Raw genomic sequence first — 23,887 nt, 5'->3', positions numbered from 1 at the left:
CTCAAATCTCCACGGCAACGGCGGCGCGATTGAGGTCGCTGAGCGACAGGTTGCGATCAAACAGCGGTGCCAGGCTCTGGTCATGGCTGACGAACAACAGGCTGGCGCCAGCTTCGCGGCATTCGGCGAACAGCAGGCGAATGAAGGCTTCGCGTGAGTCGGCGTCCAGTGCAGAGGTCGGCTCGTCGGCGATCACCAGTTCCGGTTGACCGATCAGGGCGCGCGCGGCGGCAACCCGCTGCTGTTGACCAATGGACAGCGAGTCTGCGCGTCGGGTCAGCATGGCCGGGTCTTTCAGACCCAGGTGAGTCAGCAGGGTGGTTGTCGCTTTTTCAACACTGCCGTGCCGCTGTTTCGCACGCTCGGCGCGGACTTTGGAAAAGTGGCAGGGCAGCTCGATGTTCTCGCGCACCGACAGAAACGGCAGCAGGTTGAACTGCTGAAAAATATAGCCGGTGTGGTCGACACGGAAACGGTCCCGCGCTGCTGCGGACAGGCTCGAAAGCTCCTGCCCCAGCAGGCGGATGGTGCCGCGAGTGGGTTTTTGCACCCCGCCCAGCAGGCCCAGCAGTGTGGTCTTGCCGCTGCCGCTCGGACCTTTGAGGAACAGGGTTTCGCCGGTTTCCAGGCGGAATTCGGGGATGTCCAGAAGCTGCGGCTGACCCGGCCAGTTGAAGCTCAGGTCGGACAGCTCGATCAGTGCTTGGGTCATGGTCTGACTCACGCTCGGTTGAAAATCAAAAGACCGGGCCAGGCCCGGTCAATGCACCGCGAAGGAGCGGATCAGAACTTCAGCGTAGGGTTCGCTGCAATCACTTCTGCGCCCGACTGACCACTTGGCGAGATCAGTTGTACCTGAAGCTTCTTGGTATCGGGGAATGTTTTGAAGATCTGCGACAGGTCCAGCTTCTTCAGGATCGCAGGTGCATCACAGACGAATTTGTAAGTGCCATGAATTTCGCTGTGTTCGTGATGATCGGCGTCGCCATCTTTGGCGTGCTCTTCGTGATCATCATCCTTGTCGCCGAACAGCGGGCTTTCCACTTTGACCGAAGTGGCCGAGCAGTTGGCGGCATCGGCAATGCTGAATAGCGCATTGGGCTTGAGCAGAAACTCACGTGCCTTGGCCAGCTTGGCCTTGTCTTCAGCGGACGTTGCCTCGTGCTCGAACCCGACAATGTTCATGGCCGGGCTGTCGAACTCGAACTCCAGCGTCTTGCCTTCCAATACCACGTCCAGACGCCCCACACCGTGCTCATGAGCGCCAAGGCTGCCGTGTTCTGCGCCGTGATCATGATCGTGTTCTTCAGCGGCATGGGCGACAGCGAGTGGCAGCAGGGCGAAGGGCAGGGCGAGTAGCAGACGGCGCATAACAGACTCCGGTAGTGCGTTTTCGGGAAAAATAGTTATGTGATCTTATAACAAGTCATGTGTGGCGTGAGGTGTTTTTTCCTGAGCGACGGTGCTTCCAGTAACGAGGGCTGGAATAGCGCAGGTCCGGATTATGCCGAACCGTTCTCACGGACCAGGTCGTCAGATCCTACCCTGAATGGGGTAGCCACTGAATGAATGCAGGATGCGTCGTCAGTGGCAGCAATACACCCAGGGACCTGCACCGCCTCAAGGAAGACCCCTCATGAAAAAGCTTCATCCCAACGTCGAAACCCTGCGCGCGATCTACAAGGATCTGGCCCGCATTGCCGAGTTTGCGGATCACGACATTGTGCTGCACAAGGCGGACCGAGGTGCATGGGGCGGATTGTCCATGGTCATCGGCAGACGGTCGGTGCAGAACCATGAGCTGGATCTGATCGAGCACACCCGCCAGACCCTTTATATGGACGTTCACGAGATCGTTGCGGACGATCACTTCGGTTCGGTCATGGGTTACATGCGCGCTACCTGCGAACGCAAGAAAATCGCTATGCCGTTCTGCGGTCTGTGGCGCTTTCGCGATGGAAAGATCGTCGAGCACTGGGAAAACGTCTACGACATCAGGGCGTTCGGCAGCTTCATGATGGGCGATGAGGCATTGATGAGTCGCTGGCTGTGTGACTGAGCGTGGGAATGCGCGCCCACGTGTGGGAGCATGTGCATCTGACTGTCAGCAGGTGCATATCATGTTGCGTATTCGTGGAACCGTGGGCCAGTGGCCGGTGGATTTGACACTGGAACTGGACGAAGGCGATTGGGCCCAGTTGGGCGCGCAGTTGAAGGCCTCGGCGCCTGAAGCGGCGGCTGCAGTGGTCGAGAGCAGGCCGGTCAATCAGGATGATAAAGTCTGGCAAGTGGCGCAGGACCTGCTGCAAAAGGCCGGACAGATGAGCGGGCCGGACCTTCTGGCGCAACTGGAAGGCGTCGCGGGCAGCACCGCAGCGGGCAAACGCCTGTTGGTGCGTTTGCGGCATTGCGCGAATGTGAAAGTCGAGAGCGGGGCGGATGCGCCGCTGTACAGTTGGGTCGCTGCCAAATGATTCAACGCTGACCGGTGTCTGGCATCCCTGGGATACCGGCACCGGCCAGCGTCTTGCTTAGTACAGCGCTGCGAACAGCTTGCGACGGTACATCGTCACCAGCGTATGATCGTTGCCCAGCAAGTCGAACACTTGCAGTAGCGTCTTGTGTGGCAGACCTTCAGCGTAATTGCGATTACGGATGAAAAGCTTGAGCAATCCGTCCAGCGCCGCTTCGTACTGCTGACGGGACAACTGCTGGATGGCCAGTTGATGGGACGCTTCGTCGTCCTGCGGATTCTGCGCCAGACGGCTTTTAAGCTCGGCAGCATCAGGTAGGGTGGCGGCTTCGGCAAGGAACGTCAGCTGAGCCTTGGCGCCCGCCAGCTCGGCCTTGTGGGCGTCACTCTTGACGGCATCCAGCACCTGACGCGCTTCACTCAGCTCGCCACGCTCTGCCAGGCAGCGCGCATACAGAATCAGCGCCGCAGCGTTGGTGTTGTCTTCGCCCAGCACGATTTTGAGCATGGCTTCAGCGTCGGCAAAGCGGCTTTCTGCAAACAATTCCTGCGCCTGCTTGAGCGGATCTGCAGCGGGCGGCGGTGGCATGACCACGTGTTGTTCGAGAATCTTGCGGATTTCCGATTCCGGCTGTGCTCCGGCAAAACCGTCCACCGGCTGGCCATCCTTGAACAGGACCACGGTTGGCAGGCTGCGGATGCCGAAACGGGCGACGATGTCCTGCTCGATGTCGCAGTTCACCTTGGCCAGCAGCAATTCGCCCTGGTAGCTCTCGGTGATCTGTTGCAGCAGGGGCATCAGCACCTTGCACGGCGCACACCACTCGGCCCAGAAATCCACCAGCACGGGTTGGTCGAATGACTTGTCGATCACCAACTGATCGAAAGTCGCCGTGGTTGCATCGAAGATGTAAGCAGTGTCCTGGCTCATGGCGCGTCTCGGAGAATCTGAATGCCGCCAACTATAAAGCCCGCCGGAGAATGCTGAAAGGGAAGTCTCGGCAAGCGGGCCGTTATGCGCGCACGGCGTGATACAGGCTCACATCCCGAAACTCGTGTGGCTCGGCCAGATCGGGCAGGGTCAGCGCATGGAGCATGTCCAGGCGTTCATAGGCAGGGTGCTGAAAATCCCGAACCCTTGAGTCTGCCACCAGCGCTTCACGGCCGCGGCTCAGGAAGTGGTCGAGCAAAGGCAGGTTGGCGCGGTCGTAGAGTACGTCGGCGACCAGAATCAGGTCGAAGCGGTCGGATTCGGCGAAGAAGTCCGCCGAGTAGTTCAGGGCCACGTCGTTGAGATCAGCATTGGCTCTGCACGCAGCAATGGCCAGAGGATCGAGATCGCAGGCCACCACTTCCAGCGCGCCTGCCTTGGCGGCAGCAATGCCCGCAACGCCTGAGCCCGCACCGAAGTCCAGCACGCGCTTGCCCTTTACCCAGTGCGGCTGCTCGGCCAGAAAACGCGCCAGCGCCAGACCGCTCGCCCAGCAGAAACTCCAGTAGGGCGGCTCTTCCAGGATGCGGCGCGTCTCGTCCGGGCTGAAGGCGCGGTCCATGTTGTCGGCGTCGATAAGCCACAGCTTCAGCGTGGTCTGCGGCAGCGCTGTCACGACCAGTCGGGCATCGCCGAGCAATTCGTGCAGCGCCTGCTGAAGGTGTTGCGGGGCGGTCATGGTGCCTTGACGAACTGCAACTGCCCCAAGGCCTGGGTGGTGGCCTGCTGAATACGCATCGACGGCAGGTGCAGAATCAACTGCCCCGACTGGCTGGCCCGGCCACGCAACTCGACCCGGCCATCCACCGGAAAGGCTTCCGGGTTGAAGCGCAACTGGAACGGCAGCGACTGCCCGTTACCTTGCAGCTTGGTGCTGGTCAGCAATTTTTGCGGACGATTGCGTTCATCGACCACCAGCATCGCCAGCTCGACTTCGGCCCCAGCCGGTACACCCAGCAATTGACCGCTCAATTCGCGCTGATAAGGCTGCAACGGACCTGGGCCGGTGGGAAGTTTGATCGCTGGCGCGACAGGCTTGGCCGGGACCGGTTCGGGTGCGTCATTGCTGCTGCAGGCGGCCAGCAAGCCGAACAGTCCGAGCAGAAAAAGGGGGCGTAGCGTCATCAAGAGCTCCACAAGACAAAAAACGAAAGGCTGTACGACGCCGGATACCTATGCAGTATTACCGAGCTCGGGCAATTTCACATCACGATATTGCGCGTCTATATACCGTAAACCCCAAGCCTTGTCTTGCCAGCGGGATGCGCTACCATGGCGCTCCTCATTCTTTTGTTGCCTGCCACCATGCACTGTCCCTTCTGCGGTGCCAATGACACCAAAGTCATCGACTCCCGCCTAGTCGCCGAAGGCGAACAAGTCCGCCGCCGTCGCGAGTGTCTGGCCTGCGGCGAACGCTTCACCACGTTCGAAACCGCCGAGCTGGTGCTGCCGCGCCTGATCAAGACCGACGGCAGCCGGCAGCCCTTCGATGAAGAGAAGCTGCGCGCCGGTATGCAGCGTGCCCTCGAGAAACGCCCCGTCAGTGTCGAACGTCTCGAAGCGGCGCTGGCGCACATCAAGCACAAACTACGTGCGACTGGGGAGCGTGAAGTCAAATCTCTGGTCGTCGGTGAACTGGTCATGGGCGAGCTGCAGAAGCTCGACGAAGTGGCCTACATCCGGTTTGCCTCGGTTTACCGGCGCTTTCAGGACCTCAACGAATTCCGTGAAGAAATCGACCGCTTGGCCCGCGAGCCTGGCAAGGAATGAGTGCATTGCTGACTGAACAGGCTGCTCTGGACGTTCATTACATGGCCCGGGCGCTGGAACTGGCGCGCAAGGGGCTTTATTCCACACACCCCAATCCTCGTGTCGGTTGCGTCATCGTGCGGGAAGGGCAGATCGTCGGCGAGGGCTGGCATGCCCTTGCCGGCGAGCCTCATGCCGAAGTCCATGCGTTGCGTCAGGCTGGCGAACAGGCCAGGGGCGCAACCGCCTACGTCACCCTTGAGCCGTGCAGCCATCATGGACGTACGCCGCCCTGCGCCGATGCGCTGGTGAATGCCGGAGTCACGCGGGTCGTGGCTTCCATGCAGGACCCCAACCCGGAAGTGGCCGGTCGTGGCTTGCTGCGATTGATGACCGCAGGCATTGCAGTCCAGTGCGGGGTGCTCGAAGCCGAAGCGCGTGCCTTGAACAAGGGCTTTATCAAGCGCATGGAAACCGGCCAGCCTTATGTGCGGATCAAGCTGGCGATGAGTCTGGATGGCCGCACGGCCATGGCCAGCGGTGAAAGCCAGTGGATTACAGGTCCCGAAGCGCGCTCTGCGGTTCAGCGTCTGCGGGCGCAATCGAGTGTAGTGCTGACCGGTGCCGATACGGTGCTGGCCGACAAGGCCCGCCTGACCGTGCGTCCGGACGAGCTGGGCCTGAACGCTGAGTTGACTGCATTGGCGGCGGCTCGTGCGCCGCTGCGTGTATTGATCGACGGCCGCCTGCGCGTGCCGCTCGACGCGCCATTCTTTCAGGCAGGCAGTGCGCTGGTCGCCACCTGCGCCGCAGCGTCGGCCCGGGGTCGTTACCACGACGAAGGCCACGAGATTGTCGCGATGGCTGACAGCGCAGGTCACGTGGACCTGCGCAAGTTGCTCACTGAGCTGGGGACTCGCGGCGTCAACGAAGTACTGGTCGAAGCCGGTCCGCGGCTGGCGGGTGCGTTCACGCGTCTCGGGCTGGTCGACGAATTCCAGATTTTCATGGCCGGCAAGTTTCTCGGCTCCTCGGCCCGACCATTGCTCGATCTGCCGTTGGCGCAGATGAGCGAAGCACTGGAACTGAACATTGTAGAAATGCGCGCCGTTGGCAATGACTGGCGAGTCATTGCTCTCCCTGTTCCCGTACCCGGCGTATAATTCCAGACTTTCGCTAAACGCGAAGCCCTTGTTCTCCAGGAGGACTCATGTTTACCGGCATCATCGCTTCCATCGGCAGCATCCGCGCACTGAACCCTAAAGGCGGCGATGTCCGCGTTTATGTGGAAACCGGCAAGCTCGACCTGAGCGACGTCCAACTGGGCGACAGCATCGCCGTCAACGGCGTGTGCCTGACGGCCGTCGAACTGCCCGGCGACGGTTTCTGGGCCGACGTCAGTCGTGAAACCCTCACCGTCACCGCCTTCGTTGACCTCAAGGCCGGCAGCCGCGTGAATCTGGAGAAGGCCCTGACGCCAACCTCGCGTCTGGGCGGTCATCTGGTCAGCGGTCACGTCGACGGCGTGGGCGAAATCGTCTCGCGTGAAGATAACGCCCGCGCCATCCAGTTTCGTGTGCGAGCGCCGCGCGAACTGGCCAAGTACATCGCCCACAAGGGCTCGATCACGGTCGATGGCACCAGCCTGACCGTCAACTCGGTCAACGGCGCCGAGTTTGAGCTGACCATCGTCCCGCACACGCTGAGCGAGACCATCATGTCCGACTACCGTCCAGGCCGTAAGGTGAATCTGGAAGTCGACCTGCTGGCGCGCTATCTGGAGCGTCTGCTGCTGGGCGACAAGGCCGCAGAGCCGGGTCACGGCACCATCACCGAAAGCTTTCTGGCCGAGAACGGCTACCTCAAATCCTGAATTGATTGAAGGGGGTGCCGCGTGGCGCTCAACAGTATCGAAGAACTGGTAGAAGACATTCGCCAGGGCAAGATGGTCATCCTGATGGATGACGAAGACCGCGAGAACGAAGGCGACCTGATCATGGCCGCCGAATGCGTCAAGCCTGAGCACATAAACTTCATGGCCCGTTTCGCACGTGGCCTGATCTGCATGCCGATGACCCGCGAGCGCTGCGAGACTCTGAAGCTGCCGCTGATGGCGCCGCGCAACGGTTCCGGTTTCGGCACCAAGTTCACCGTTTCAATCGAGGCCGCCGAAGGCGTGACCACCGGCATCTCGGCTGCAGACCGTGCGCGCACCGTGCAGGCTGCCGCTGCAAAGGACGCCAAGGCAGATGACATCGTCAGCCCCGGCCATATCTTCCCGCTGATGGCTCAGGCAGGCGGCACGCTGGCCCGCGCCGGTCATACCGAAGCCGCGTGCGACCTGGCGCGCATGGCCGGTTTCGAACCGAGCGGCCTGATCTGCGAAGTGATGAATGACGACGGCACCATGTCGCGTCGCGCTGAGCTTGAGGCATTTGCCCTCGAACACGACATCAAGATCGGCACCATCGCCGACCTGATTCACTATCGGATGATCCACGAACGTACCGTTCAGCGGATTGCCGAGCAACCGATGGACAGCGAACTGGGGCATTTCAACCTGGTGACCTATCGCGATTCGGTCGAAGGTGACGTCCACCTGGCACTGACCCTGGGCAAGATCTGCGCTGAAGAACCGACCCTGGTGCGTGTGCACAACATGGACCCGCTGCGCGATCTGCTGATGGTCAAACAGCCAGGCCGCTGGAGCCTGAGAGCTGCCATGAGCGCGGTCTCCAAGGCGGGCAGCGGCGTGGTTCTGCTGCTGGGCCATCCGCTGGATGGCGACGTGGTTCTGGCGCATATTCGCGAAACGGCCGGGCAACAACCGATCAAGACGCCGACCACTTACAGCACCGTGGGCGCGGGTTCGCAGATCCTTCGTGACCTGGGCGTACGCAAAATGCGCCTGATGAGTTCACCAATGAAGTTCAATGCGATATCCGGTTTCGATCTGGAAGTTGTAGAATACGTGCCCTCCGAATAAATACCGGCAGGTCGATGCACGCGAAAGCCTGTTTTTCGTGTCCATCGGCCTGACAGTTGTGATTCGTGGCCTAAAATCCTCCAAAGTCCGCCTCAAGGCGGGCTTGCTCTTTAATACGAGACTCACCGAATGACCTTGAAGACCATCGAAGGTACCTTCATCGCCCCCCAAGGCCGCTACGCCTTGGTGGTTGGCCGTTTCAACAGCTTCGTCGTGGAAAGCCTGGTGAGCGGTGCCGTTGATGCGCTGGTACGCCATGGCGTGAGCGAAAGCGACATCACCATCATCCGTGCGCCGGGTGCTTTCGAGATTCCACTGGTTGTGCAGAAAGTTGCGCAACGCAGCGAGTTCGCTGCCATCGTCGCGCTGGGCGCAGTCATTCGTGGCGGCACCCCGCACTTCGAATACGTCGCCGGTGAGTGCGTCAAGGGCCTGTCTCAGGTTTCCATGGAGTTCGGTGTTCCGGTTGCCTTCGGCGTGCTGACGGTCGATTCGATCGAGCAAGCCATCGAACGCTCCGGCACCAAGGCTGGCAACAAGGGCGCTGAAGCTGCCTTGTCCGCCATCGAAATGGTCAGTCTGCTGTCGCAGCTGGAGGCCAAGTGATTTCCGACGATACCGATCAGTTCAACCCGCGCGATGCCAAGTCGCCCGAGGCCGCCAAAGGCAAGAGTGCCAAGCGTCGCGAAGCGCGTCAGATGGCGACCCAGGCCCTGTACCAATGGCACATGGCAGGTCATTCGCTGAACGAAATCGAGGCACAGTTCCGTGTCGACAACGACTTCAGCAACGTTGACGGCGCCTACTTCCGTGAGCTGCTGCACGGTGTTGCCACCAACAAGACCGAGATCGACACCGCGCTGTCGCCTTGCCTGGACCTGACCATCGAAGAACTCGATCCGGTCGAGCTGGCAGTCCTGCGCCTGTCCACCTTCGAATTGCTCAAGCGTATCGACGTTCCTTACCGCGTCGTGATCAACGAAGGCATCGAGCTGGCCAAGGTCTACGGCTCCACTGACGGGCACAAGTTCGTCAACGGCGTGCTGGACAAGCTGGCACCGCGTCTGCGCGAAGTCGAAGTGAAGGCCCACAAGCGCTGATCAGCGCCTGACCTTCATGGGAGAGTTCGAGCTGATCCGTCATTACTTCGCCGCTGCGCCCTGTGCGCAGGCGCGCGAAGAAGTGGCGCTGGGCATCGGCGACGACTGCGCCTTGCTGGCATTGCCGTCCGGTGAACAGATGGCGATCTCCACCGACACCCTGGTTGCCGGGGTGCATTTTCCCGACGTCTGCGACCCTTTTCTGCTCGGCCAGCGCGCGCTGGCGGTGTCTGCCAGTGATCTGGCGGCCATGGGCGCGCGTCCTGTCGGCTTCACCCTGGCTTTGACCTTGCCGAGCGTCGATATCGACTGGCTCGAGGCGTTCGCGTTCGGGCTGAGCCGGATGGCGCAGCAGTGTTCGTTGAGCCTGATCGGCGGCGACACGACCCGTGGGCCGCTGAGCCTGACGCTGACTGTGTTTGGCGGTGTGCCCGCCGGGCTGGCGCTGACACGCGGCGGTGCCCGGGAAGGCGACCTGTTGTGCGTCGGTGGTGCGCTGGGTGACGCTGCCGGAGCCTTGCCGCTGGTCCTGGGTGAGCGCAACGCCGAGCCGTCTGCGGCAGAGCCTTTGCTGGCGCGCTATTGGTCGCCTCAGCCGCAACTGGCGCTCGGCCAGGCGCTGCGTGGCAAGGCCACGTCCGCGCTGGACATTTCCGACGGCCTGCTCGCCGACTGTGGACATATTGCCCACGCATCGGGTGTCCGACTGTTGATCGAGCGCGACGCAGTGCCAATGTCCGCCGAACTGCTTACGCTTTTCGACACTCAGTCCGCTCGGCAAAAGGCCCTCAGCGGCGGCGATGACTACGTGTTGGCGTTCACGCTGCCACCGGTTCATCTGGCGGCCTTGCTGGAAGCCGGCTGGCCGGTGCATGTCATCGGCCGAGTCGTTGTGGGGCAGGGCGTCGCGCTGATCGATGGCGATGGGCAGGACGTCACGCCGTCGACCCGTGGTTACCAGCATTTTCGGGGTGGGTCGTGAATGTCCCGCCCGCTTGGGGTTCGATCGGGTTCTATCGATCGAACTTTACGATCTGAATGCCCGAGAATTCAGCCTAAGCGTCTGCAGGAGCCTGCTGTTACAATGCAAATCTTGCGAATTTCCAGTCTTCATACTGATTAGGAGCACACGGTGCCCGTCGTATTTGTCGCCGCTTCCAAACTGCCCACACCTTTTGCAGAATTTGCCATGCACGGCTTCATCGAGTCGGCAACCGGGCGTGAACACGTTGTCCTGAGTCTGGGTGACGTGGCAGATGGCGCCCCCGTTCTGGGTCGTGTTCATTCCGAATGCCTGACTGGCGACGCCTTGTTCAGTCAGCGTTGCGATTGTGGTTCCCAGCTTGAAGCCGCCTTGCGCGCCATTGCCACCGAAGGCCGTGGCGTGCTGTTGTACCTGCGTCAGGAAGGTCGCGGTATCGGCCTGATGAACAAGATCCGCGCCTACGAATTGCAGGACGGCGGTGCTGACACCGTTGAAGCCAACGAGCGTCTGGGTTTTGCGGCTGATCAGCGCGACTATGCGATCTGCCTGCCAATGCTCCAGCATCTGGGCGTCCAGTCGCTGCGTCTGATGACCAACAATCCACGCAAGGTCAAAGCCTTGACCGACATGGGGATCAAGGTTGCGGAGCGCGTGCCGCTGCACACCGGTCAGAATCCGCATAACAAGCTGTACCTGGCCACCAAGGCCGGCAAGCTGGGCCATATGATGGGCAACGAGCATCAGAGCGAGGTTGGGCCCGCTTGACCCGCAGTCAGGTTCGCCAGCGACTGGCGATGGCATGGTGGCGCCAGCTCGGCCTCACCCTTGCGCCGTTGCTGGTCGTCTGCCTGTTTTTCGGCAGTAACGAACCGATGATGACCGTGCTGGCTCTTCCGCTGTTCGTCGCAGGCGTGGGGTCGATGTTCGTCAGCCTCAAGCCGTTCGGGGCTTACAAGCGTGCCTTGATCACCACCCAGACCGCACTCGACACCCCTCAGGAACCTGCCGCCTGGCTGCACCTTGCTGCCGTTCGACGTCTGGCCTTCCTCTATGCCGGGCTCCCTGCCTGGATCTCCGCCATTGCCGTGCTCTTCGGCCTGCACCCATTGCCCGTCTGCCTGCTGGCGTTTTCGAGCGTGGTGTTGCTGTATCTGTATCGGATTCCATCGCAGCTAGGCTGATGGCAGTGGGGGAGCGCGGACGCGGAGCGTCCTGAGATGCGTTACCACGCTGGAGCGTGGGAACAATCAGTGATCTCAAGGACGCCGATCGTGCCCATGCTCCGCGTGGGTATGCAGCCCGTGACGCTCTGCGTCACATTCGAGAGTGGACGCGAACGTTCTGAGGGCTGCTGAACGATCAAGTGGGTGCCTTCACTGTTTCCGCTTCAACAAATCAGCGTCAGCCGCTTGTTGATCGCCGCTTCGATCCCTGGCGCATCCAGGCCGCACTCGGCCAGCATCTGCGCAGGTTTGGCGTGCTCGACGTATACATCCGGCAAGCCAATGTGCAGCACGGATTTGAGGATGTTTTCCCGCGCCAGGAACTCACTGACCGCCGCGCCCGCGCCACCCATGATGGCGTTCTCTTCGAGCGTGACCAACAGTTCGTGATTGGCTGCTGCCTCACGAACCAGTGCTTCATCGAGCGGCTTCACGAAGCGCATGTCGATGACTGTAGCGTCCAGTTTCTGCGCAACGACCAAGGCTTCGGCCAGCTGCACGCCGAACACCAGAATCGCGACGCCCTGACCCTGACGACGCACGATGCCCTTGCCGATTTCGACAGGCTCAAGGTCCTTTTCGATTACGGCGTTTGGACCCGTTCCGCGCGGATAGCGCACGGCGGCAGGACCGTTATGCAGGTAGCCGGTGCTGAGCATCTTGCGCAGTTCGTTTTCGTCGCTCGGCGTCATCACCACCATGCCGGGAATGCAGCGCAGGTAAGACAAGTCGAAGCTGCCCGCATGCGTGGGGCCGTCTTCGCCCACCAGACCGGCGCGGTCGATGGCGAACAATACGTCGAGATTCTGCACCGCCACGTCATGCACCAGTTGGTCATAACCGCGCTGCAGGAAGGTTGAATAGATCGCGACCACTGGCTTGCTGCCTTCACAGGCCATGCCTGCTGCCAGCGTGACGGCGTGCTGCTCGGCAATCGCCACGTCGAAATAACGCTCAGGGTAACGCTCACTGAAATCGACCAGGTCCGAGCCTTCCTTCATGGCTGGAGTAATGCCCACCAGCCGTGAATCCGCTTCAGCCATGTCGCACAGCCACTGACCAAACACACCGGAATACTTGGGGCCGCTGACCTTTTTCGGGATCGCGACAGGCGCATTCAACGGTTCGAGTTTGGTGATCGCGTGGTAGCCGATCGGGTCGACTTCCGCCGGCCCGAAACCCTTGCCTTTCTTGGTGACCACATGCAGGAACTGCGGGCCTTTAAGGTCACGCATGTTGCGCAGCGTTGCGATCAGGGTCGGCAGGTCGTGACCGTCGATAGGCCCGATGTAATTCCAGCCCAACTCTTCGAACAGCGTGCCGGGCACCAGCATGCCCTTGGCGTATTCCTCGGTGCGACGGGCAATTTCCCAGGCACCGGGCAGGCGCGAAAGCACCTTTTTGCTGCCTTCACGCATGCTGGCATACGTGCGGCTGGAAAGGATCTTGGCCAGATAGTTGGACAGCCCGCCAACGTTGCGCGAGATCGACATGTCGTTGTCGTTGAGAATGACCAGCATGTTCGCGGCCACTTCCGGGGCGTGGTTCAACGCCTCGAAAGCCATGCCCGCCGTCAGTGCGCCGTCGCCGATCACGGCGATGGACTTGCGGTCGCTGCCCTGCAGGCGCGAGGCAATCGCCATGCCCAGGGCCGCGCTGATCGAGGTGCTGGAGTGACCAACGCCGAACGTGTCGTACTCGCTCTCGCTGCGACGCGGGAATGCCGCGACACCGTCTTTCTGGCGCAGCGTGGACATGCGTGCGCGACGGCCCGTCAGGATCTTGTGCGGGTAGGCCTGATGGCCAACGTCCCACACCAGGCGGTCGTCCGGCGTGTCGAACACGTAATGCAGGGCGATGGTCAGCTCGATGACGCCGAGACCGGCACCAAAATGCCCTCCGGTCTGGCCAACGGAGTAGAGCAGTTCCAGGCGCAGCTCATCGGCCAGGGTTTCCAGCTCGGCTTCACCCAGAAGGCGCAGGCCATCCGGTGTATTGGCTCGGTCGAGCAACGGCGTAACCGGGCGCTCGCGGGGAATCTCTTTGAACGTCGTGGGCATCAGGCGAATCGTTATAAGTAAAAGAGGCGGCAGTTTACCTTATGCATCGCAAGCTGCCCATGAAGTGCATCAGCGGCGTCCGGCTGAACCGGACCTGATGACTGTGACCGGATGAAGCGCTGTTGATTCACCCGATTTCGATGGTCGGTAATGCTGATCAGTGACGGCGTTCAACGATGTAACGGGCCAGTTCGCGCAAAGGTTCTGCTGCGTTACTGAACAAGTCTAGTGCAGTCAGCGCCTGATCGCGAAGCTCCAGGGCGTAGCCCTTGGCGGCTTCGAGCCCGAGCAAGGCCGGGTAGGTCGGCTTGTCGCGGGCAATGTCGGCGCCCTGGCGTTTGCCAAGGGTGGCGGTGTCACTTTCCACGTCGAGAATGTCGTCCTGCACCTGGAAAGCCAGGCCTACTGCCCGGGCATATACCTGAAGTGCATCAAGTTGTGTCTGGTCGGCGCGGCCGCTGGCCAGTGCGCCCAGTCGAACACTGGCTTCGATCAACGCGCCGGTCTTGTGGCGGTGCATGTATTCCAGTGCAGCCTGATCCAGCTTCAAACCCACCGAACCCAGATCGATCGCCTGACCACCCACCATGCCGGCCGGACCGGCAGCTGTCGCCAGAGTGCTGACCATCTGCAGGCGCGTCTGCGCGTCACGTGAGGTCAGGTTCGGGGCGAGCAGGGCAGTGAACGCCAGACTCTGCAGGCCGTCGCCCGCCAGAATCGCGCAGGCTTCATCAAACGCCTTGTGCGTCGTGGGTTGGCCGCGACGCAGATCATCATCGTCCATCGCAGGCAGATCATCGTGCACCAGCGAATAGGCGTGGATCAGCTCGACCGCACAGGCCGCGCCGTTGGCATCTTCCGCGACACCACCCAGTGCCTCACATGCTGCATAGGCCAGCAACGGGCGCACGCGTTTGCCGCCATTCATCACGCTGTAGCGCATGGCGTCGTAGAGGCGGGTCAATTCAGGGGTTGGGGCTTGAAACAGACCTTCGAGCGCCGCGTTGACGCGGGCCTGACTTTGCGCTTGATAGTTCGCAATCATTCAGGCAATTCCGCGTCGTCGAAAGGCTCTTCGGCCAGTTCACCATCGCGCTCCAGCAACACCTGAACCTTCTGCTCGGCAGCGGTCAGAGCGCTCTGACAGTCGCGCGTCAAACGCACGCCCTGTTCGAAGGCGGTGAGAGAGTCTTCCAGTGACAACTCGCCATTCTCCAGTCGCTCTACCAGCGTTTGCAGATCAGCGAGAGACTGTTCGAAATCCAGTGCAGCTTTCTTGCGGGCCATGAGGGCATTTCCGGTAGAGATTAAACCGGGCGACACTAGCAGAGCGACGCCCGTGGAGCAAATTGTGGCCTCGGATCAACGGAGCCCCAACCGCTTGTCCAGCGACATGACACCGGCGCCGCGACCAATGAGAAACAACAGTAATCCAGCCCATGACAGATGGGTAGGCCACGCGTCCGGGTACACGAAGATCTGGATGACTGCGGTCATGGTCAGCAGTGCAATGGCTGATAGCCGGGTAAAGAGCCCCGCGATCAATAACATCGGAAATAGATGTTCAGCATAGGTGGCCAGGTGGGCGGCCAGCTCAGGACTGATCAACGGCACGTGGTACTCGTTTCGAAAGAGATCGTAAGTGCTCGGGGTGATATCCAGAAAGCCCTCGACCTTGGTGCGCCCTGACAGCAGAAAAAGCACTGCGACAGCAAGTCGAATCACCAGCGACAGAAACGAGTCGCTGATATGCGTCTGTAAATAACAGACAAGGTGATTCCAGCGAGCGCGGACGCCTTCATGCGCGGTGTGTAATGTGTTCATGGAAATCTCCTGCAGGCGGGTCGGGTGGGGAAATGAACACATCGGCATTCAATAACTGAAACAACAGTTCGTTTGGGTCCATATCCGGCAGTGCGTCGGATGCCAGCTTCATGGCCTGGCCGAAGGGCAGATCGGCAGCGCAGGCATTCAGAAACGTGTAACCCGCCAGACTGAGCTGCTGCCAGACGACCTGCCCGGCTTTACGTGTGAACAGTGCGCCTTCGCTGCGCCATTGGAGATCGTCGGGAATGTCGAGGTGCTCCCGGTTGCAACGCCAGAGGGTGTACGCCGGTTGTTCGTCGAACCATCGCCAGCCTGCTGCAGGCCCAGGTTTTAAACGCAACTCCTGCAATTGCTTAGGTGTCAGGTCGCTCAGTGTCGAGAGGTCCAGGGATTTGATATCGGGGGCACAATGAATGTCGATCCAGAGGCGGTCCAGCCGAGCCACGTTACCCAAGTAAGGTAGTTGTCGGGCATGCTCGAAACTATCCAGGAAGTCAGGGAAGTCGATTCCGTAGAACAGCAGCCTTGCGTCAACAGGCGGCGATTCGAGGGTATGAGCCAGCGCGGCTGCACGTAACCAATCATTTCCCACCAGACGTTCGACTGTCGGAAAGTTGGCAATCAACGCATCGCTGACGCCCTTCATCACTGTGTTGCGATACACCCTGAAACCGGGCTGCTGAATTAGGTGACTCAGGCTGGAAGGCGCCTGCCCCTTCAGTGCGTGAGCAAAGTCATCCTGAAAGTCGGCGAGCAGGCTAGTCATGCTATGGCTGCCTCTCGTTGGCCTTGTAGCAGTGTTTGCGCACGGTCGCGCTCTTGAAGCAGTTCTTCGAATGCCGGAATCCTGTCGTCCCGCTCGATAAGCGTGGGGCGTGAGCCGATTCGCTCGATCAGTCGCTGATAGAGCGCCCAGACGCTTTCGGCGATGGGCATGTCGTGGGAGTCGATCAGCAATGAAGAGCTGCCGGGATCATTCGTATGCCCGGCCAGATGAATCTCTGTGATCAACTGCGCAGGGATGGCATCAAGGTAGGCATTGGCACTGAAGCCAAGGTTATGGGCGCTGATGTGGACGTTGTTGACGTCGAGCAACAGTTGGCAGTCCGTCTTTTTGCTCAGCTCGACGAGAAAGTCGATTTCTGTCCACTCATGTCCTTCGAGTGTCAGGTAATGGGTCGGGTTTTCGATGGCGATGCATCGTCCCAGCGCTTCCTGTGTGCAATGGATATTGCTGGCGATGCGCTCCAGGGCTTCGCTGGTTCGGGGAAAAGGCAGCAAGTCCGGATGATATTGGTCGCGCCATGCCGACCAGGCCAGGTGTTCGGAAACCAGCGCGGGTTGAACCCGGTCGATCAACGTCTTCAGACGTTTCAGATGCAGGTCATCGGGTCTGCAGTCAGCCGCCAGTGATAACGAGACGCCGTGCAGTGACATGGGATGACTGCTTGCGATTGCCTCCAGCCAGAACAGGCGAGGGCCACCACCGATCATGTAATTCTCTGGATGTACCTCAAACCACAAGCCTTTGGCCTCGCATTCAAGGGCCTGTGCATAATGGTCGGCCTTGAGACCCAGACCTGCTTCCATCCTGAGCGTGTTATTCATGATCGGTGCGCCCCGTTGACTGGCCGTTACTTGGCTTGCAGCGAACCCATGCCGTTCGGCGTCTTGATTGAGGTGCAGGTTCCAGCAGGTACGTTTTTCCAGGCATTGCTCTGATAGTCGGTCTTGGACGTGCCTGCGCAACTGGTCCCAGCGCCTGCCTTGCAATCGTTCTTGCCAGCCATTGCAACGCCGTAGCATTTTTCCATGGCGACAGCAGCAGGCTGTTCGGCAGCCATTGCACCGGCAGCGAACGAGGACAGAGCAACAGCGATTGCGGCGAGTTTGAGGTTGTTCATGATGTTTCTCCGAGATCAGGTGGCCGCGACGTGGGAGCCGTGATTGGCTTGTCTGCGATCCGAAAGGTAATTCGCCGGTTATCGAGGATGGGTTACAGCGACCTGAAAATATTTTTCGAATAATTTTTCAGCGCCTTCATCTGCCTGATTTTTAAATCGGTTGCGCAGACCTCGGATTCGGCTTTCACTGGCGTAGCTTTGTCGGGTCAAGGCTCGGCGGCAGCGGTAGCAAAAATAATTTCCGGTGGTGTAACCAGGGCGAGCGATGGACCGAACTACACATGACAAGATGCTGAAAGACCGTGAAGTTCATCTTCAGGCCCTTTTGTTGGCGGGGCTCAAGGGTGATGAAACGGCTTACCGGTCTTTCCTCTCGGAATTGAGCAATCACCTGCGAGGCTTTCTCCGGGCGCGTCTTCAGCGTCAGCCAGAGCAGATTGAAGACGTTCTGCAAGAGGTTTTACTGGCGGTGCACAATGGGCGTCAGACGTACCAGACCGACCAACCGCTTACGGCATGGGTATTTGCGATTGCCCGCTACAAAGTCAGCGACTTCTTTCGCCAGCGTAGCCGGGGCGATGGGCTTAACGATTCACTTGACGATGCAGTCGAGCTGTTCGCCGAGCCGCATCTGGAGCCCGCTCAGGCCAGTCGCGATCTTGACAAGCTGCTCAACGAATTGCCGGATCGCCAGCGGCTGCCGATCCGGCATGTAAAACTTGAGGGATTGTCGGTTACCGATACAGCCAGAATCACCGGTTTTTCTGAATCAGCCGTAAAGGTTGGCATACACCGCGGGCTCAAGGCGTTGGCGGCGATGATTGGAGGTAAACGATGAAAACTGATGATTTGATATCGATGCTGGCGACGAATGTCTTGCCGGTCGACCCTCACGTGATTGCCAGGCGCATCGGCACTTCCGTACTGATCGGCTCGTTGAGTGCTTCCCTTTTGGTGGTCATGCTGCTGGGAATTCGTCACGACATCGCTCAGGTCTCCGTAACGCCGCTTTTCTGGGCCAAGGTGGCACTGCCGCTGTGTCTGACGGTCGGTGCATGGTTGATGGTGACGCGCCTGGCCCGGCCTGGCATGACCAGTGGTGCTGGCCGCTACTGGGTCGCCGCGACGCTGGCTGTGGTGTGGCTTGCAGGTTTGCTGGCGCTGATTACTGCTGCGCCCGACGCGCGTATGGACATGGTATTCGGCAGAACCTGGCGGGTCTGTGCATTGAATATCACGATGCTTTCCATTCCGGGATTCGTTGCTGTTTTCTGGGCGCTGCGCGGCCTTGCACCGACCCGTCCGACGTTGGCGGGCAGTTGCGGTGGTTTACTGGCTGGTGCGACGGCCACCATCGCTTATTGCCTGCACTGCCCCGAGATGGGGGTTCCGTTCTGGGGCATCTGGTACGTTATGGGTATGCTTGTACCCACGCTTGTGGGCGCTTCCCTTGGGCGTCGTTTACTACGCTGGTAGAACTTATGACAAGTACAAGGCCGCGGCGAAACCTGACCGCAGGTCGGCGATCAGGTCGTCCGGGCTTTCCAGACCGATTTGCAGGCGCAGCATCGGGCCGTCACCGCGATCGGGGCCATGTTGTTCAATCTCGGTGATGAGGCTTTCGAAACCGCCCCACGAATAACCGATCCCGAACAGCTTAAGGGCACCGACGAAACGGTCGAGCACCTGACGATCGGTCGTCTTGAATTCGAAACTGAGCAAACCATTGCAGCCATGGAAATCCCGCTTCCAGATGGCATGGCCCGGATCGCTCTCCAGTGCCGGGTACAGCACCCGCGCCACCTGCGGTTGCTCCAGCAGCCACTGCGCAACCTGCAGGGCATGACGCTCATGCATGGCCATACGTGCCGCCAGACTGCGCGCGCCGCGCAGCACCAGATACGCATCGTCCGGGCTGACCGTATTGCCAACAGCGGTATTCATGGTCCTGAGGGTTTTCCAATGGGCTTCGGTAACGCTGACACTGCCCATCATCACGTCAGAATGCCCGGCCACGTACTTGGTCAGCGCCATCAGGGAGATGTCCGCACCCAATTCCAGCGGCTTGAACAACACACCCGAGCCCCACGAGTTATCCACAGCCAGCAACAGATTTTTCGCTTTGCACAGCCGCGAGAGCGCAGGCAGGTCACACATGTCGAAGGTCAGCGAACCGGGCACTTCGGCGTAGATCATGCGCGTGTTGGGCTTGATCAGGGATTCGATATCGCTGCCATTCGCAGCGTAGTAATCGAACTGGATATCGAACGCTTTCAGCATCGTGTTGGCCAGACGCCGCACCGGCCCGTAGACCGACTCGGTCATCAGCACATGATCGCCGGGACGCAAAAACGATTGAAACATCTGTGCCACCGCGGCCAGCCCGGTGGGATAAAGGCAGGTGCCGTGGGCGTTCTCCAGTTCGCTGATCAGGTCCTGCAGCGCAAACGCCGTCGGGTTGCCGTTGGCGCCATACGTCAGCGAACGCTCAGGCCCGGCCGTCCGCACTTCCGCTTCGCGCAGGGCCGCGAGGCTGTCGAACAGGACCGTACTGATTCGCACGACCGGCGGATTGACCGACAACCCCGGACCGCTGCCTGCACTGCGGCCGCGTTGCGACAGGGCGGTGTGGGCGCGAGGGTCTTTGTCGTGCGGCATTTTGGGGCTCCGGGTGCGTGAAAGTTGCAAGCAAGGACGTACTCAATTGACTTGATTCCATGGCTGCCAGCTATTCGCGAAGGCTATCAGAGGAATACGCCATGATGGGGTTGGTTCTGCATCGAGTCTGAAACATACTGTCTTGAGCTATTGGAATCACCCGTTTCATGCAAGCAAGTTTGCTACGCGCCAAGGATGAGGCACCCACTATGGCCCAGTTTTTCCCTTCTCGAACTACCTGCCGTTTCGATACCCCAGGTGAGCGTCGTCTTGCCGAGCGCCTTGAAAAGAAGCTTGAGGATGACTGGCTGTGCTGGTTCAACATACCGGTCGGCCCCAAAGCTCTGCAGCCAGACTTTGTGCTCATGCACCCGCGCCGCGGACTGCTGGTACTGGAGGTAAAGGACTGGAAGCTGGAAACCATTCAGCGAATGGATCGTGAACTTGCCTGGATTCATGTACATGGCGGCTTGAAGAAGCAGAAGAACCCGCTGTTGCAGGCGCGCGGTTACACCCTTGAAGTCGTGAATCTGCTGCAGAAGGATGCGGCCTTGCAGCAGGGGAAGGACTCGCCACGTGCGGGTAATCTCCTGATGCCCTACGGGTGGGGCGTTGTCCTGACCAACATAACCCGCAAGCAGTTTGAAAGTACTGACCTTGGCGAAGTCCTCGACCCGAACAGAATCGTTTTCCAGGATGAAATGGTCGAGTCGGTAGACGAGGAGGTGTTTCAACAGCGGTTGTGGAATATGTTTTTTCACGTGTTTGCCTGCCAGCTGACACTGCCACAGATAGACCGCGTGCGTTATCACCTGTTTCCTGATGTTCGAGTCAATGCCGAGCCAGGACAATTCGGACTGTTCGCCGCTCAGGCCGCACCCATACCGACCCTGATCAAAGTGATGGACTTACAGCAGGAGCAATTGGCGCGCTCGATGGGTGACGGGCATCGCGTGATTCACGGTGCGGCTGGCAGCGGCAAAACGATGATTCTGGGTTATCGCTGCGCCTACCTGGCTCAGGCTTATGAAAAACCGGTTCTGGTACTTTGCTACAACAAGTCATTGGCGGGTCGCTTGCAGCAAGTGCTTGCCGAGCGCGGCCTTGGTGAAAAAGTTGTCGTGCGCAACTTCCATGGCTGGTGCCGGGACATGCTCGTGGCGTTCAATGTTGAATTGCCTGCTCAGGGGCTGTCCAGTGGTGAGTTCATGGCGGCTATGGTGCAGAACGTCATTGAGGGTGTGGATCGTCAGCAGATTCCTCGTGCCCAGTACTCTGCCGTGTTGATAGACGAGGGGCATGATTTTCAACCCGAGTGGTTCAAGCTGGTGGTCCAGATGATTGACCCCGATAGCAATTCCCTACTGGTTCTGTACGACGATGCGCAATCGATCTATCGCAGGAAATCCAGCAGCAAAGCTCTGGATTTCAGCTTTGCCAGTGTTGGGATTCAGGCCCAGGGACGCACCACTATCCTGCGACTCAATTATCGCAATACCGTCGAGGTGCTTTCCGTTGCGCGCGCTTTCGCTCTGGAGCTTCTGGTCGCTCGAGATGCGGTTGAAGATGGCGTGCCGGTCGTGGCACCGGAAAGTGCCGGGAGGCGAGGTCCGTATCCAGAGCTCATTCGCTGCGAGTCCGACTGGCATGAACTCGACTGCATGGTCGGGCGGCTTCGGGATGAGCAGGCGCGAGGACGCGGTTTCGACGACATGGCAATCATCTATCGCAGCAATGCACAGGCTGAGCGTATCGAGAAGGCGCTGGCAAAGGCCGACATTCCTTTTGCGTCAGGGTTATCCATCAAAGGGCGAGGTTCGCTTTACGGCAGCGGCTCAACTGTCAAGATCGTCAGTATGCATTCCAGCAAAGGGCTGGAATTCGGTTTCGTGTTCATCCCGGGGCTGGGGGAAATGCCGCGCAAGCATGAAGATGAAGTCGATGAAGCACGGCTTCTGTACGTCGCCATGACACGTGCAATCGACAAGCTGGTGATGACGTATCGCGAGCACTCAGCGTTCACGTTGAAAATCCGGGACTGCATTGTCGGCGTCCGGCAACAGTTGCAGGACAGCGATAATCACATGGCCGCTGGCTGAACCCGCGGCCTTGCGTATCACTCGAATCACGCATCCTGGTCTTTGCTTGTAGTCAGGAGAGCTTGTCGTGCCTTGTCTGCGTCGCGTACGGCATCACGGTCGTCAAATATATCGAGATGAACCAGCCGGGAAGTAATCGCGCCCGGGGTGCGATGTACTTTCTCTGCGATCTGGGCGCATGTCAGGCGTTCTTGATGCCATAGCGCCACCAACTGTTGGTCGTCTTCGGTTTCCCAACGCTTGCCCGCCTGTGCCGGTTTATCCGTGGCCGGTTCATTCTTGCCTTGGGGAATGCTTTCGATGCGCTCCCAGCCGGTATCGCCCTGGTTAACCAGTCGTGACCACAATGTCCCGTCATCACACAGCGCAAAAAGCTGGATGTCCTGAGCGGTGCCGCGTTGAGTGGGAAGGGGTACATCGACCTGTACGGCCTGAATCTGGATTGGCTTTCGCATTGCGCCTCCTGCGCGGTTGTGGTGACTGGCGCTGCGGTATTCCTTCATCCCTCAGCGCAACAAAAATGAGCGATCAAGAGTAGCCGTCCTGCGTAACGTTCGTTGGGTAAAACTCCTGCAGTCTGGCCAGAGACAATTGCTTGTGAGATAGCGCATCAGTTTGTCAAACGAACTGGATCATCGCGATGCTTTCGTTGAGGTGATCGCTCTCTCGAGAAAAAGGGGGGTGTCCTCCATTGATCTGTGCGCACCTCCACCGGCGGTGGGACAGGTCAGGGTTTTAAACGCTTGCACGTGCGACCCACAACATCAGACCTGAACCCGCCACCATGACTCAAGCGTTACTTGTCCAGATCAGACGCCTGATGCCGCTCTGGAACCTGCTCCGATTCCTCGCCCCAGGTGCGATTCACCTTCTTGCCGCGTATCACGGCAGGCCGCGCTGCGATCTCTTCGGTCCAGCGGGTCAGGTTCGGGTATTCGTGCACCGATAGAAACTCTGCCGCCGAATACACCTTGTTCTGCACCAGCGCGCCGTACCACGGCCAGACCGCGATGTCGGCGATGGTGTAAGTGTCGCCTCCCAGATAACGGCTTTCTCCAAGACGACGGTTCAGCACATCCAGCTGACGCTTGGCTTCCATCGCGAAACGGTTGATCGGGTATTCCAGCTTCTCAGGCGCGTAGGCATAGAAATGCCCGAAACCGCCGCCCAGATAAGGCGCTGCGCCCATCTGCCAGAACAGCCAGTTCAATGTTTCGGTCCGCCCGGCCGGATCGGCGGGCAGGAAACTGGAAAACTTTTCCGCGAGGTACAGCAGAATCGATCCCGATTCGAACACACGCACCGGCGTGTCGTGACTGCGATCCACCAGCGCCGGGATCTTCGAATTCGGATTGACCCCGACGAACCCACTGGAGAACTGATCGCCCTCGGAGATTTTGATCAGCCACGCATCGTATTCCGCGCCGCTGTGTCCCAGTTCCAGCAATTCCTCCAGCATGATCGTGACCTTGACGCCGTTCGGCGTGGCCAGCGAATAAAGCTGCAGCGGGTGCTTGCCGACCGGCAGTTCTTTTTCGTGCGTAGGGCCGGCGGTGGGACGATTGATACTGGCGAAGGTGCCGCCTGACGCGGCTTCGTGCTGCCAGACCTTGGGCGGGGTGTAGGGTGTGTCAGTCATACGGAAGGCCTCAGTGAGTGGGTGAGGGGGAATCGTTGAACGCTGAAGGTATGAGTTGAAAATCATGTCAGGCGTTCGATTGCAGATTTTTCAGTCTGCAACGGCGAGCTGTTGTGCAGCAGATTGCTGCACAACTCGCGGACATCGTAGTTTTATTTTATTTATGAGTGGTCTCGAATACAGGCTGTTGTCG

At 59.7% G+C, this 23,887-nt stretch carries 29 protein-coding genes; 14 read left to right on the top strand and 15 right to left on the bottom strand.

Features of this window, described 5'->3' with window-relative positions; translation table 11 throughout:
• Position 1: 1 nt before the first annotated feature.
• Together AC0IXS_RS11255 and AC0IXS_RS11250 are read right to left on the bottom strand one after the other, a co-directional pair.
• Entirely contained in the window at positions 2-712 is a 711-nt protein-coding gene (locus tag AC0IXS_RS11255; RefSeq protein ID WP_043305254.1) for an ABC transporter ATP-binding protein, read from the bottom strand.
• A gap of 71 nt (positions 713-783) precedes the next feature.
• Positions 784-1,371 (bottom strand): DUF2796 domain-containing protein, encoded by a 588-nt coding sequence (locus AC0IXS_RS11250; RefSeq protein WP_029241894.1) that lies wholly within the window; start codon positions 1,369-1,371, stop codon positions 784-786.
• Positions 1,372-1,636: 265 nt separating this feature from the next.
• Here AC0IXS_RS11250 and AC0IXS_RS11245 point away from each other — a divergent pair, with 265 nt between their 5' ends.
• Positions 1,637-2,059, top strand: a complete 423-nt coding sequence (locus AC0IXS_RS11245) for a nuclear transport factor 2 family protein (protein ID WP_057408153.1) — start codon at positions 1,637-1,639, stop codon at positions 2,057-2,059.
• Between the two features lie 61 nt (positions 2,060-2,120).
• Positions 2,121-2,474, top strand: a complete 354-nt coding sequence (locus AC0IXS_RS11240; RefSeq protein ID WP_043305251.1) for a hypothetical protein — start codon at positions 2,121-2,123, stop codon at positions 2,472-2,474.
• A gap of 57 nt (positions 2,475-2,531) precedes the next feature.
• Here AC0IXS_RS11240 and trxA read toward each other — a convergent pair whose 3' ends face one another.
• From trxA to AC0IXS_RS11225, 3 genes are all read right to left on the bottom strand, one after another.
• Complete coding sequence (gene trxA, locus AC0IXS_RS11235) at positions 2,532-3,404, bottom strand: thioredoxin (protein WP_057408152.1); 873 nt, start codon at positions 3,402-3,404, stop codon at positions 2,532-2,534.
• Between the two features lie 82 nt (positions 3,405-3,486).
• On the bottom strand, positions 3,487-4,143 hold the full coding sequence (locus AC0IXS_RS11230; RefSeq protein ID WP_471824635.1) for a class I SAM-dependent methyltransferase: 657 nt from the start codon (positions 4,141-4,143) through the stop codon (positions 3,487-3,489).
• Positions 4,140-4,589: a YbaY family lipoprotein gene (locus tag AC0IXS_RS11225; RefSeq protein ID WP_122410553.1), complete on the bottom strand. Its 450-nt coding sequence runs from the start codon at positions 4,587-4,589 to the stop codon at positions 4,140-4,142. Before AC0IXS_RS11225 ends, AC0IXS_RS11230 begins: the two co-directional genes overlap by 4 nt.
• A 180-nt stretch (positions 4,590-4,769) precedes the next feature.
• On the opposite strand from AC0IXS_RS11225, the gene nrdR reads away from it, so the two are divergent.
• The 9 genes from nrdR (at position 4,770) to AC0IXS_RS11180 (ending at position 11,465) form a co-directional block, all read left to right on the top strand.
• Positions 4,770-5,234, top strand: a complete 465-nt coding sequence (nrdR, locus tag AC0IXS_RS11220) for a transcriptional regulator NrdR (RefSeq protein ID WP_004883741.1) — start codon at positions 4,770-4,772, stop codon at positions 5,232-5,234.
• The gene (gene ribD, locus AC0IXS_RS11215; protein WP_471824634.1) at positions 5,231-6,376 is read left to right on the top strand and encodes a bifunctional diaminohydroxyphosphoribosylaminopyrimidine deaminase/5-amino-6-(5-phosphoribosylamino)uracil reductase RibD; all 1,146 of its coding nucleotides are present in this window, start codon (positions 5,231-5,233) and stop codon (positions 6,374-6,376) included. Before nrdR ends, ribD begins: the two co-directional genes overlap by 4 nt.
• A 47-nt stretch (positions 6,377-6,423) precedes the next feature.
• Positions 6,424-7,086 (top strand): riboflavin synthase, encoded by a 663-nt coding sequence (locus AC0IXS_RS11210; RefSeq protein WP_471824632.1) that lies wholly within the window; start codon positions 6,424-6,426, stop codon positions 7,084-7,086.
• A 21-nt stretch (positions 7,087-7,107) separates the two neighbouring features.
• Positions 7,108-8,199 carry a bifunctional 3,4-dihydroxy-2-butanone-4-phosphate synthase/GTP cyclohydrolase II gene (gene ribBA / locus AC0IXS_RS11205; RefSeq protein WP_025995567.1) on the top strand — a complete coding sequence of 364 codons (1,092 nt, stop codon included), beginning with the start codon at positions 7,108-7,110 and terminating at the stop codon, positions 8,197-8,199.
• A gap of 129 nt (positions 8,200-8,328) precedes the next feature.
• Positions 8,329-8,805: a 6,7-dimethyl-8-ribityllumazine synthase gene (gene ribH, locus AC0IXS_RS11200; RefSeq protein ID WP_002555427.1), complete on the top strand. Its 477-nt coding sequence runs from the start codon at positions 8,329-8,331 to the stop codon at positions 8,803-8,805.
• Positions 8,802-9,299, top strand: a complete 498-nt coding sequence (nusB, locus tag AC0IXS_RS11195; protein WP_004883745.1) for a transcription antitermination factor NusB — start codon at positions 8,802-8,804, stop codon at positions 9,297-9,299. The genes ribH and nusB overlap by 4 nt, the downstream gene beginning before the upstream one ends.
• A 16-nt stretch (positions 9,300-9,315) precedes the next feature.
• On the top strand, positions 9,316-10,281 hold the full coding sequence (thiL, locus tag AC0IXS_RS11190; RefSeq protein WP_191957675.1) for a thiamine-phosphate kinase: 966 nt from the start codon (positions 9,316-9,318) through the stop codon (positions 10,279-10,281).
• Positions 10,282-10,431: 150 nt separating this feature from the next.
• Positions 10,432-11,049: a GTP cyclohydrolase II gene (ribA, locus tag AC0IXS_RS11185; protein WP_471824629.1), complete on the top strand. Its 618-nt coding sequence runs from the start codon at positions 10,432-10,434 to the stop codon at positions 11,047-11,049.
• Positions 11,046-11,465 (top strand): hypothetical protein, encoded by a 420-nt coding sequence (locus AC0IXS_RS11180; RefSeq protein WP_057410868.1) that lies wholly within the window; start codon positions 11,046-11,048, stop codon positions 11,463-11,465. The genes ribA and AC0IXS_RS11180 overlap by 4 nt, the downstream gene beginning before the upstream one ends.
• Before the next feature lie 206 nt (positions 11,466-11,671).
• On the opposite strand, the gene dxs is transcribed toward AC0IXS_RS11180, so the two are convergent.
• From dxs to AC0IXS_RS11145, 7 genes are all read right to left on the bottom strand, one after another.
• Positions 11,672-13,567: a 1-deoxy-D-xylulose-5-phosphate synthase gene (gene dxs, locus AC0IXS_RS11175; RefSeq protein WP_057410869.1), complete on the bottom strand. Its 1,896-nt coding sequence runs from the start codon at positions 13,565-13,567 to the stop codon at positions 11,672-11,674.
• Positions 13,568-13,724: 157 nt separating this feature from the next.
• The gene (locus AC0IXS_RS11170; protein ID WP_122552681.1) at positions 13,725-14,612 is read right to left on the bottom strand and encodes a polyprenyl synthetase family protein; all 888 of its coding nucleotides are present in this window, start codon (positions 14,610-14,612) and stop codon (positions 13,725-13,727) included.
• A complete protein-coding gene (locus AC0IXS_RS11165) occupies positions 14,609-14,854 on the bottom strand; it encodes an exodeoxyribonuclease VII small subunit (RefSeq protein WP_004883751.1) in 246 nt (81 codons plus the stop codon). The genes AC0IXS_RS11170 and AC0IXS_RS11165 overlap by 4 nt, the downstream gene beginning before the upstream one ends.
• Positions 14,855-14,929: 75 nt before the next feature.
• Entirely contained in the window at positions 14,930-15,391 is a 462-nt protein-coding gene (locus tag AC0IXS_RS11160; protein ID WP_057410871.1) for a DoxX family protein, read from the bottom strand.
• Positions 15,366-16,160 (bottom strand): HvfC/BufC N-terminal domain-containing protein, encoded by a 795-nt coding sequence (locus AC0IXS_RS11155; RefSeq protein WP_122668907.1) that lies wholly within the window; start codon positions 16,158-16,160, stop codon positions 15,366-15,368. Before AC0IXS_RS11155 ends, AC0IXS_RS11160 begins: the two co-directional genes overlap by 26 nt.
• Positions 16,157-17,002: an MNIO family bufferin maturase gene (gene bufB, locus AC0IXS_RS11150; protein ID WP_320471314.1), complete on the bottom strand. Its 846-nt coding sequence runs from the start codon at positions 17,000-17,002 to the stop codon at positions 16,157-16,159. Before bufB ends, AC0IXS_RS11155 begins: the two co-directional genes overlap by 4 nt.
• A 26-nt stretch (positions 17,003-17,028) precedes the next feature.
• Positions 17,029-17,298 (bottom strand): BufA1 family periplasmic bufferin-type metallophore, encoded by a 270-nt coding sequence (locus AC0IXS_RS11145; protein WP_057410874.1) that lies wholly within the window; start codon positions 17,296-17,298, stop codon positions 17,029-17,031.
• A 265-nt stretch (positions 17,299-17,563) separates the two neighbouring features.
• Between AC0IXS_RS11145 and AC0IXS_RS11140 the strand changes: the two genes are divergently transcribed.
• Together AC0IXS_RS11140 and AC0IXS_RS11135 are read left to right on the top strand one after the other, a co-directional pair.
• A complete protein-coding gene (locus AC0IXS_RS11140) occupies positions 17,564-18,136 on the top strand; it encodes a sigma-70 family RNA polymerase sigma factor (protein WP_057410875.1) in 573 nt (190 codons plus the stop codon).
• A complete protein-coding gene (locus tag AC0IXS_RS11135; protein WP_057410876.1) occupies positions 18,133-18,774 on the top strand; it encodes a DUF1109 domain-containing protein in 642 nt (213 codons plus the stop codon). Before AC0IXS_RS11140 ends, AC0IXS_RS11135 begins: the two co-directional genes overlap by 4 nt.
• Before the next feature lie 3 nt (positions 18,775-18,777).
• Here the strand turns inward: AC0IXS_RS11135 and metC are convergent, their stop codons facing one another.
• Positions 18,778-19,956 carry a cystathionine beta-lyase gene (metC, locus tag AC0IXS_RS11130; RefSeq protein ID WP_057410877.1) on the bottom strand — a complete coding sequence of 393 codons (1,179 nt, stop codon included), beginning with the start codon at positions 19,954-19,956 and terminating at the stop codon, positions 18,778-18,780.
• Between the two features lie 209 nt (positions 19,957-20,165).
• Between metC and AC0IXS_RS11125 the strand changes: the two genes are divergently transcribed.
• A complete protein-coding gene (locus AC0IXS_RS11125; RefSeq protein WP_122668908.1) occupies positions 20,166-22,055 on the top strand; it encodes a DEAD/DEAH box helicase in 1,890 nt (629 codons plus the stop codon).
• 26 nt (positions 22,056-22,081) lie between these two features.
• Here the strand turns inward: AC0IXS_RS11125 and AC0IXS_RS11120 are convergent, their stop codons facing one another.
• Together AC0IXS_RS11120 and yghU are read right to left on the bottom strand one after the other, a co-directional pair.
• Positions 22,082-22,510: a hypothetical protein gene (locus AC0IXS_RS11120; RefSeq protein ID WP_122668909.1), complete on the bottom strand. Its 429-nt coding sequence runs from the start codon at positions 22,508-22,510 to the stop codon at positions 22,082-22,084.
• A 341-nt stretch (positions 22,511-22,851) separates the two neighbouring features.
• On the bottom strand, positions 22,852-23,694 hold the full coding sequence (gene yghU / locus AC0IXS_RS11115) for a glutathione-dependent disulfide-bond oxidoreductase (protein ID WP_449122096.1): 843 nt from the start codon (positions 23,692-23,694) through the stop codon (positions 22,852-22,854).
• Positions 23,695-23,887 lie beyond the last annotated feature (193 nt).

The sequence above is a fragment of the Pseudomonas sp. AC016 genome, assembly GCF_979253365.1.
This window is presented reverse-complemented; position numbering and strand designations above follow the sequence as displayed.

Bases quoted from the DNA above. Each gene is read 5' to 3' on its own strand.
- AC0IXS_RS11160 (WP_057410871.1), bottom strand. From the start codon at position 15,391: ATGAACACATTACACACCGCGCATGAAGGCGTCCGCGCTCGCTGGAAT.
- AC0IXS_RS11125 (WP_122668908.1), top strand. From the start codon at position 20,166: ATGGCCCAGTTTTTCCCTTCTCGAACTACCTGCCGTTTCGATACCCCA.
- AC0IXS_RS11225 (WP_122410553.1), bottom strand. From the start codon at position 4,589: ATGACGCTACGCCCCCTTTTTCTGCTCGGACTGTTCGGCTTGCTGGCC.
- thiL (WP_191957675.1), top strand. From the start codon at position 9,316: ATGGGAGAGTTCGAGCTGATCCGTCATTACTTCGCCGCTGCGCCCTGT.
- yghU (WP_449122096.1), bottom strand. From the start codon at position 23,694: ATGACTGACACACCCTACACCCCGCCCAAGGTCTGGCAGCACGAAGCC.
- AC0IXS_RS11135 (WP_057410876.1), top strand. From the start codon at position 18,133: ATGAAAACTGATGATTTGATATCGATGCTGGCGACGAATGTCTTGCCG.
- AC0IXS_RS11140 (WP_057410875.1), top strand. From the start codon at position 17,564: ATGGACCGAACTACACATGACAAGATGCTGAAAGACCGTGAAGTTCAT.
- AC0IXS_RS11230 (WP_471824635.1), bottom strand. From the start codon at position 4,143: ATGACCGCCCCGCAACACCTTCAGCAGGCGCTGCACGAATTGCTCGGC.
- AC0IXS_RS11120 (WP_122668909.1), bottom strand. From the start codon at position 22,510: ATGCGAAAGCCAATCCAGATTCAGGCCGTACAGGTCGATGTACCCCTT.
- AC0IXS_RS11170 (WP_122552681.1), bottom strand. From the start codon at position 14,612: ATGATTGCGAACTATCAAGCGCAAAGTCAGGCCCGCGTCAACGCGGCG.
- ribD (WP_471824634.1), top strand. From the start codon at position 5,231: ATGAGTGCATTGCTGACTGAACAGGCTGCTCTGGACGTTCATTACATG.
- AC0IXS_RS11245 (WP_057408153.1), top strand. From the start codon at position 1,637: ATGAAAAAGCTTCATCCCAACGTCGAAACCCTGCGCGCGATCTACAAG.
- AC0IXS_RS11155 (WP_122668907.1), bottom strand. From the start codon at position 16,160: ATGACTAGCCTGCTCGCCGACTTTCAGGATGACTTTGCTCACGCACTG.
- bufB (WP_320471314.1), bottom strand. From the start codon at position 17,002: ATGAATAACACGCTCAGGATGGAAGCAGGTCTGGGTCTCAAGGCCGAC.
- ribH (WP_002555427.1), top strand. From the start codon at position 8,329: ATGACCTTGAAGACCATCGAAGGTACCTTCATCGCCCCCCAAGGCCGC.
- AC0IXS_RS11165 (WP_004883751.1), bottom strand. From the start codon at position 14,854: ATGGCCCGCAAGAAAGCTGCACTGGATTTCGAACAGTCTCTCGCTGAT.
- nrdR (WP_004883741.1), top strand. From the start codon at position 4,770: ATGCACTGTCCCTTCTGCGGTGCCAATGACACCAAAGTCATCGACTCC.
- AC0IXS_RS11255 (WP_043305254.1), bottom strand. From the start codon at position 712: ATGACCCAAGCACTGATCGAGCTGTCCGACCTGAGCTTCAACTGGCCG.
- AC0IXS_RS11210 (WP_471824632.1), top strand. From the start codon at position 6,424: ATGTTTACCGGCATCATCGCTTCCATCGGCAGCATCCGCGCACTGAAC.
- AC0IXS_RS11145 (WP_057410874.1), bottom strand. From the start codon at position 17,298: ATGAACAACCTCAAACTCGCCGCAATCGCTGTTGCTCTGTCCTCGTTC.
- dxs (WP_057410869.1), bottom strand. From the start codon at position 13,567: ATGCCCACGACGTTCAAAGAGATTCCCCGCGAGCGCCCGGTTACGCCG.
- AC0IXS_RS11240 (WP_043305251.1), top strand. From the start codon at position 2,121: ATGTTGCGTATTCGTGGAACCGTGGGCCAGTGGCCGGTGGATTTGACA.
- AC0IXS_RS11250 (WP_029241894.1), bottom strand. From the start codon at position 1,371: ATGCGCCGTCTGCTACTCGCCCTGCCCTTCGCCCTGCTGCCACTCGCT.
- trxA (WP_057408152.1), bottom strand. From the start codon at position 3,404: ATGAGCCAGGACACTGCTTACATCTTCGATGCAACCACGGCGACTTTC.
- metC (WP_057410877.1), bottom strand. From the start codon at position 19,956: ATGCCGCACGACAAAGACCCTCGCGCCCACACCGCCCTGTCGCAACGC.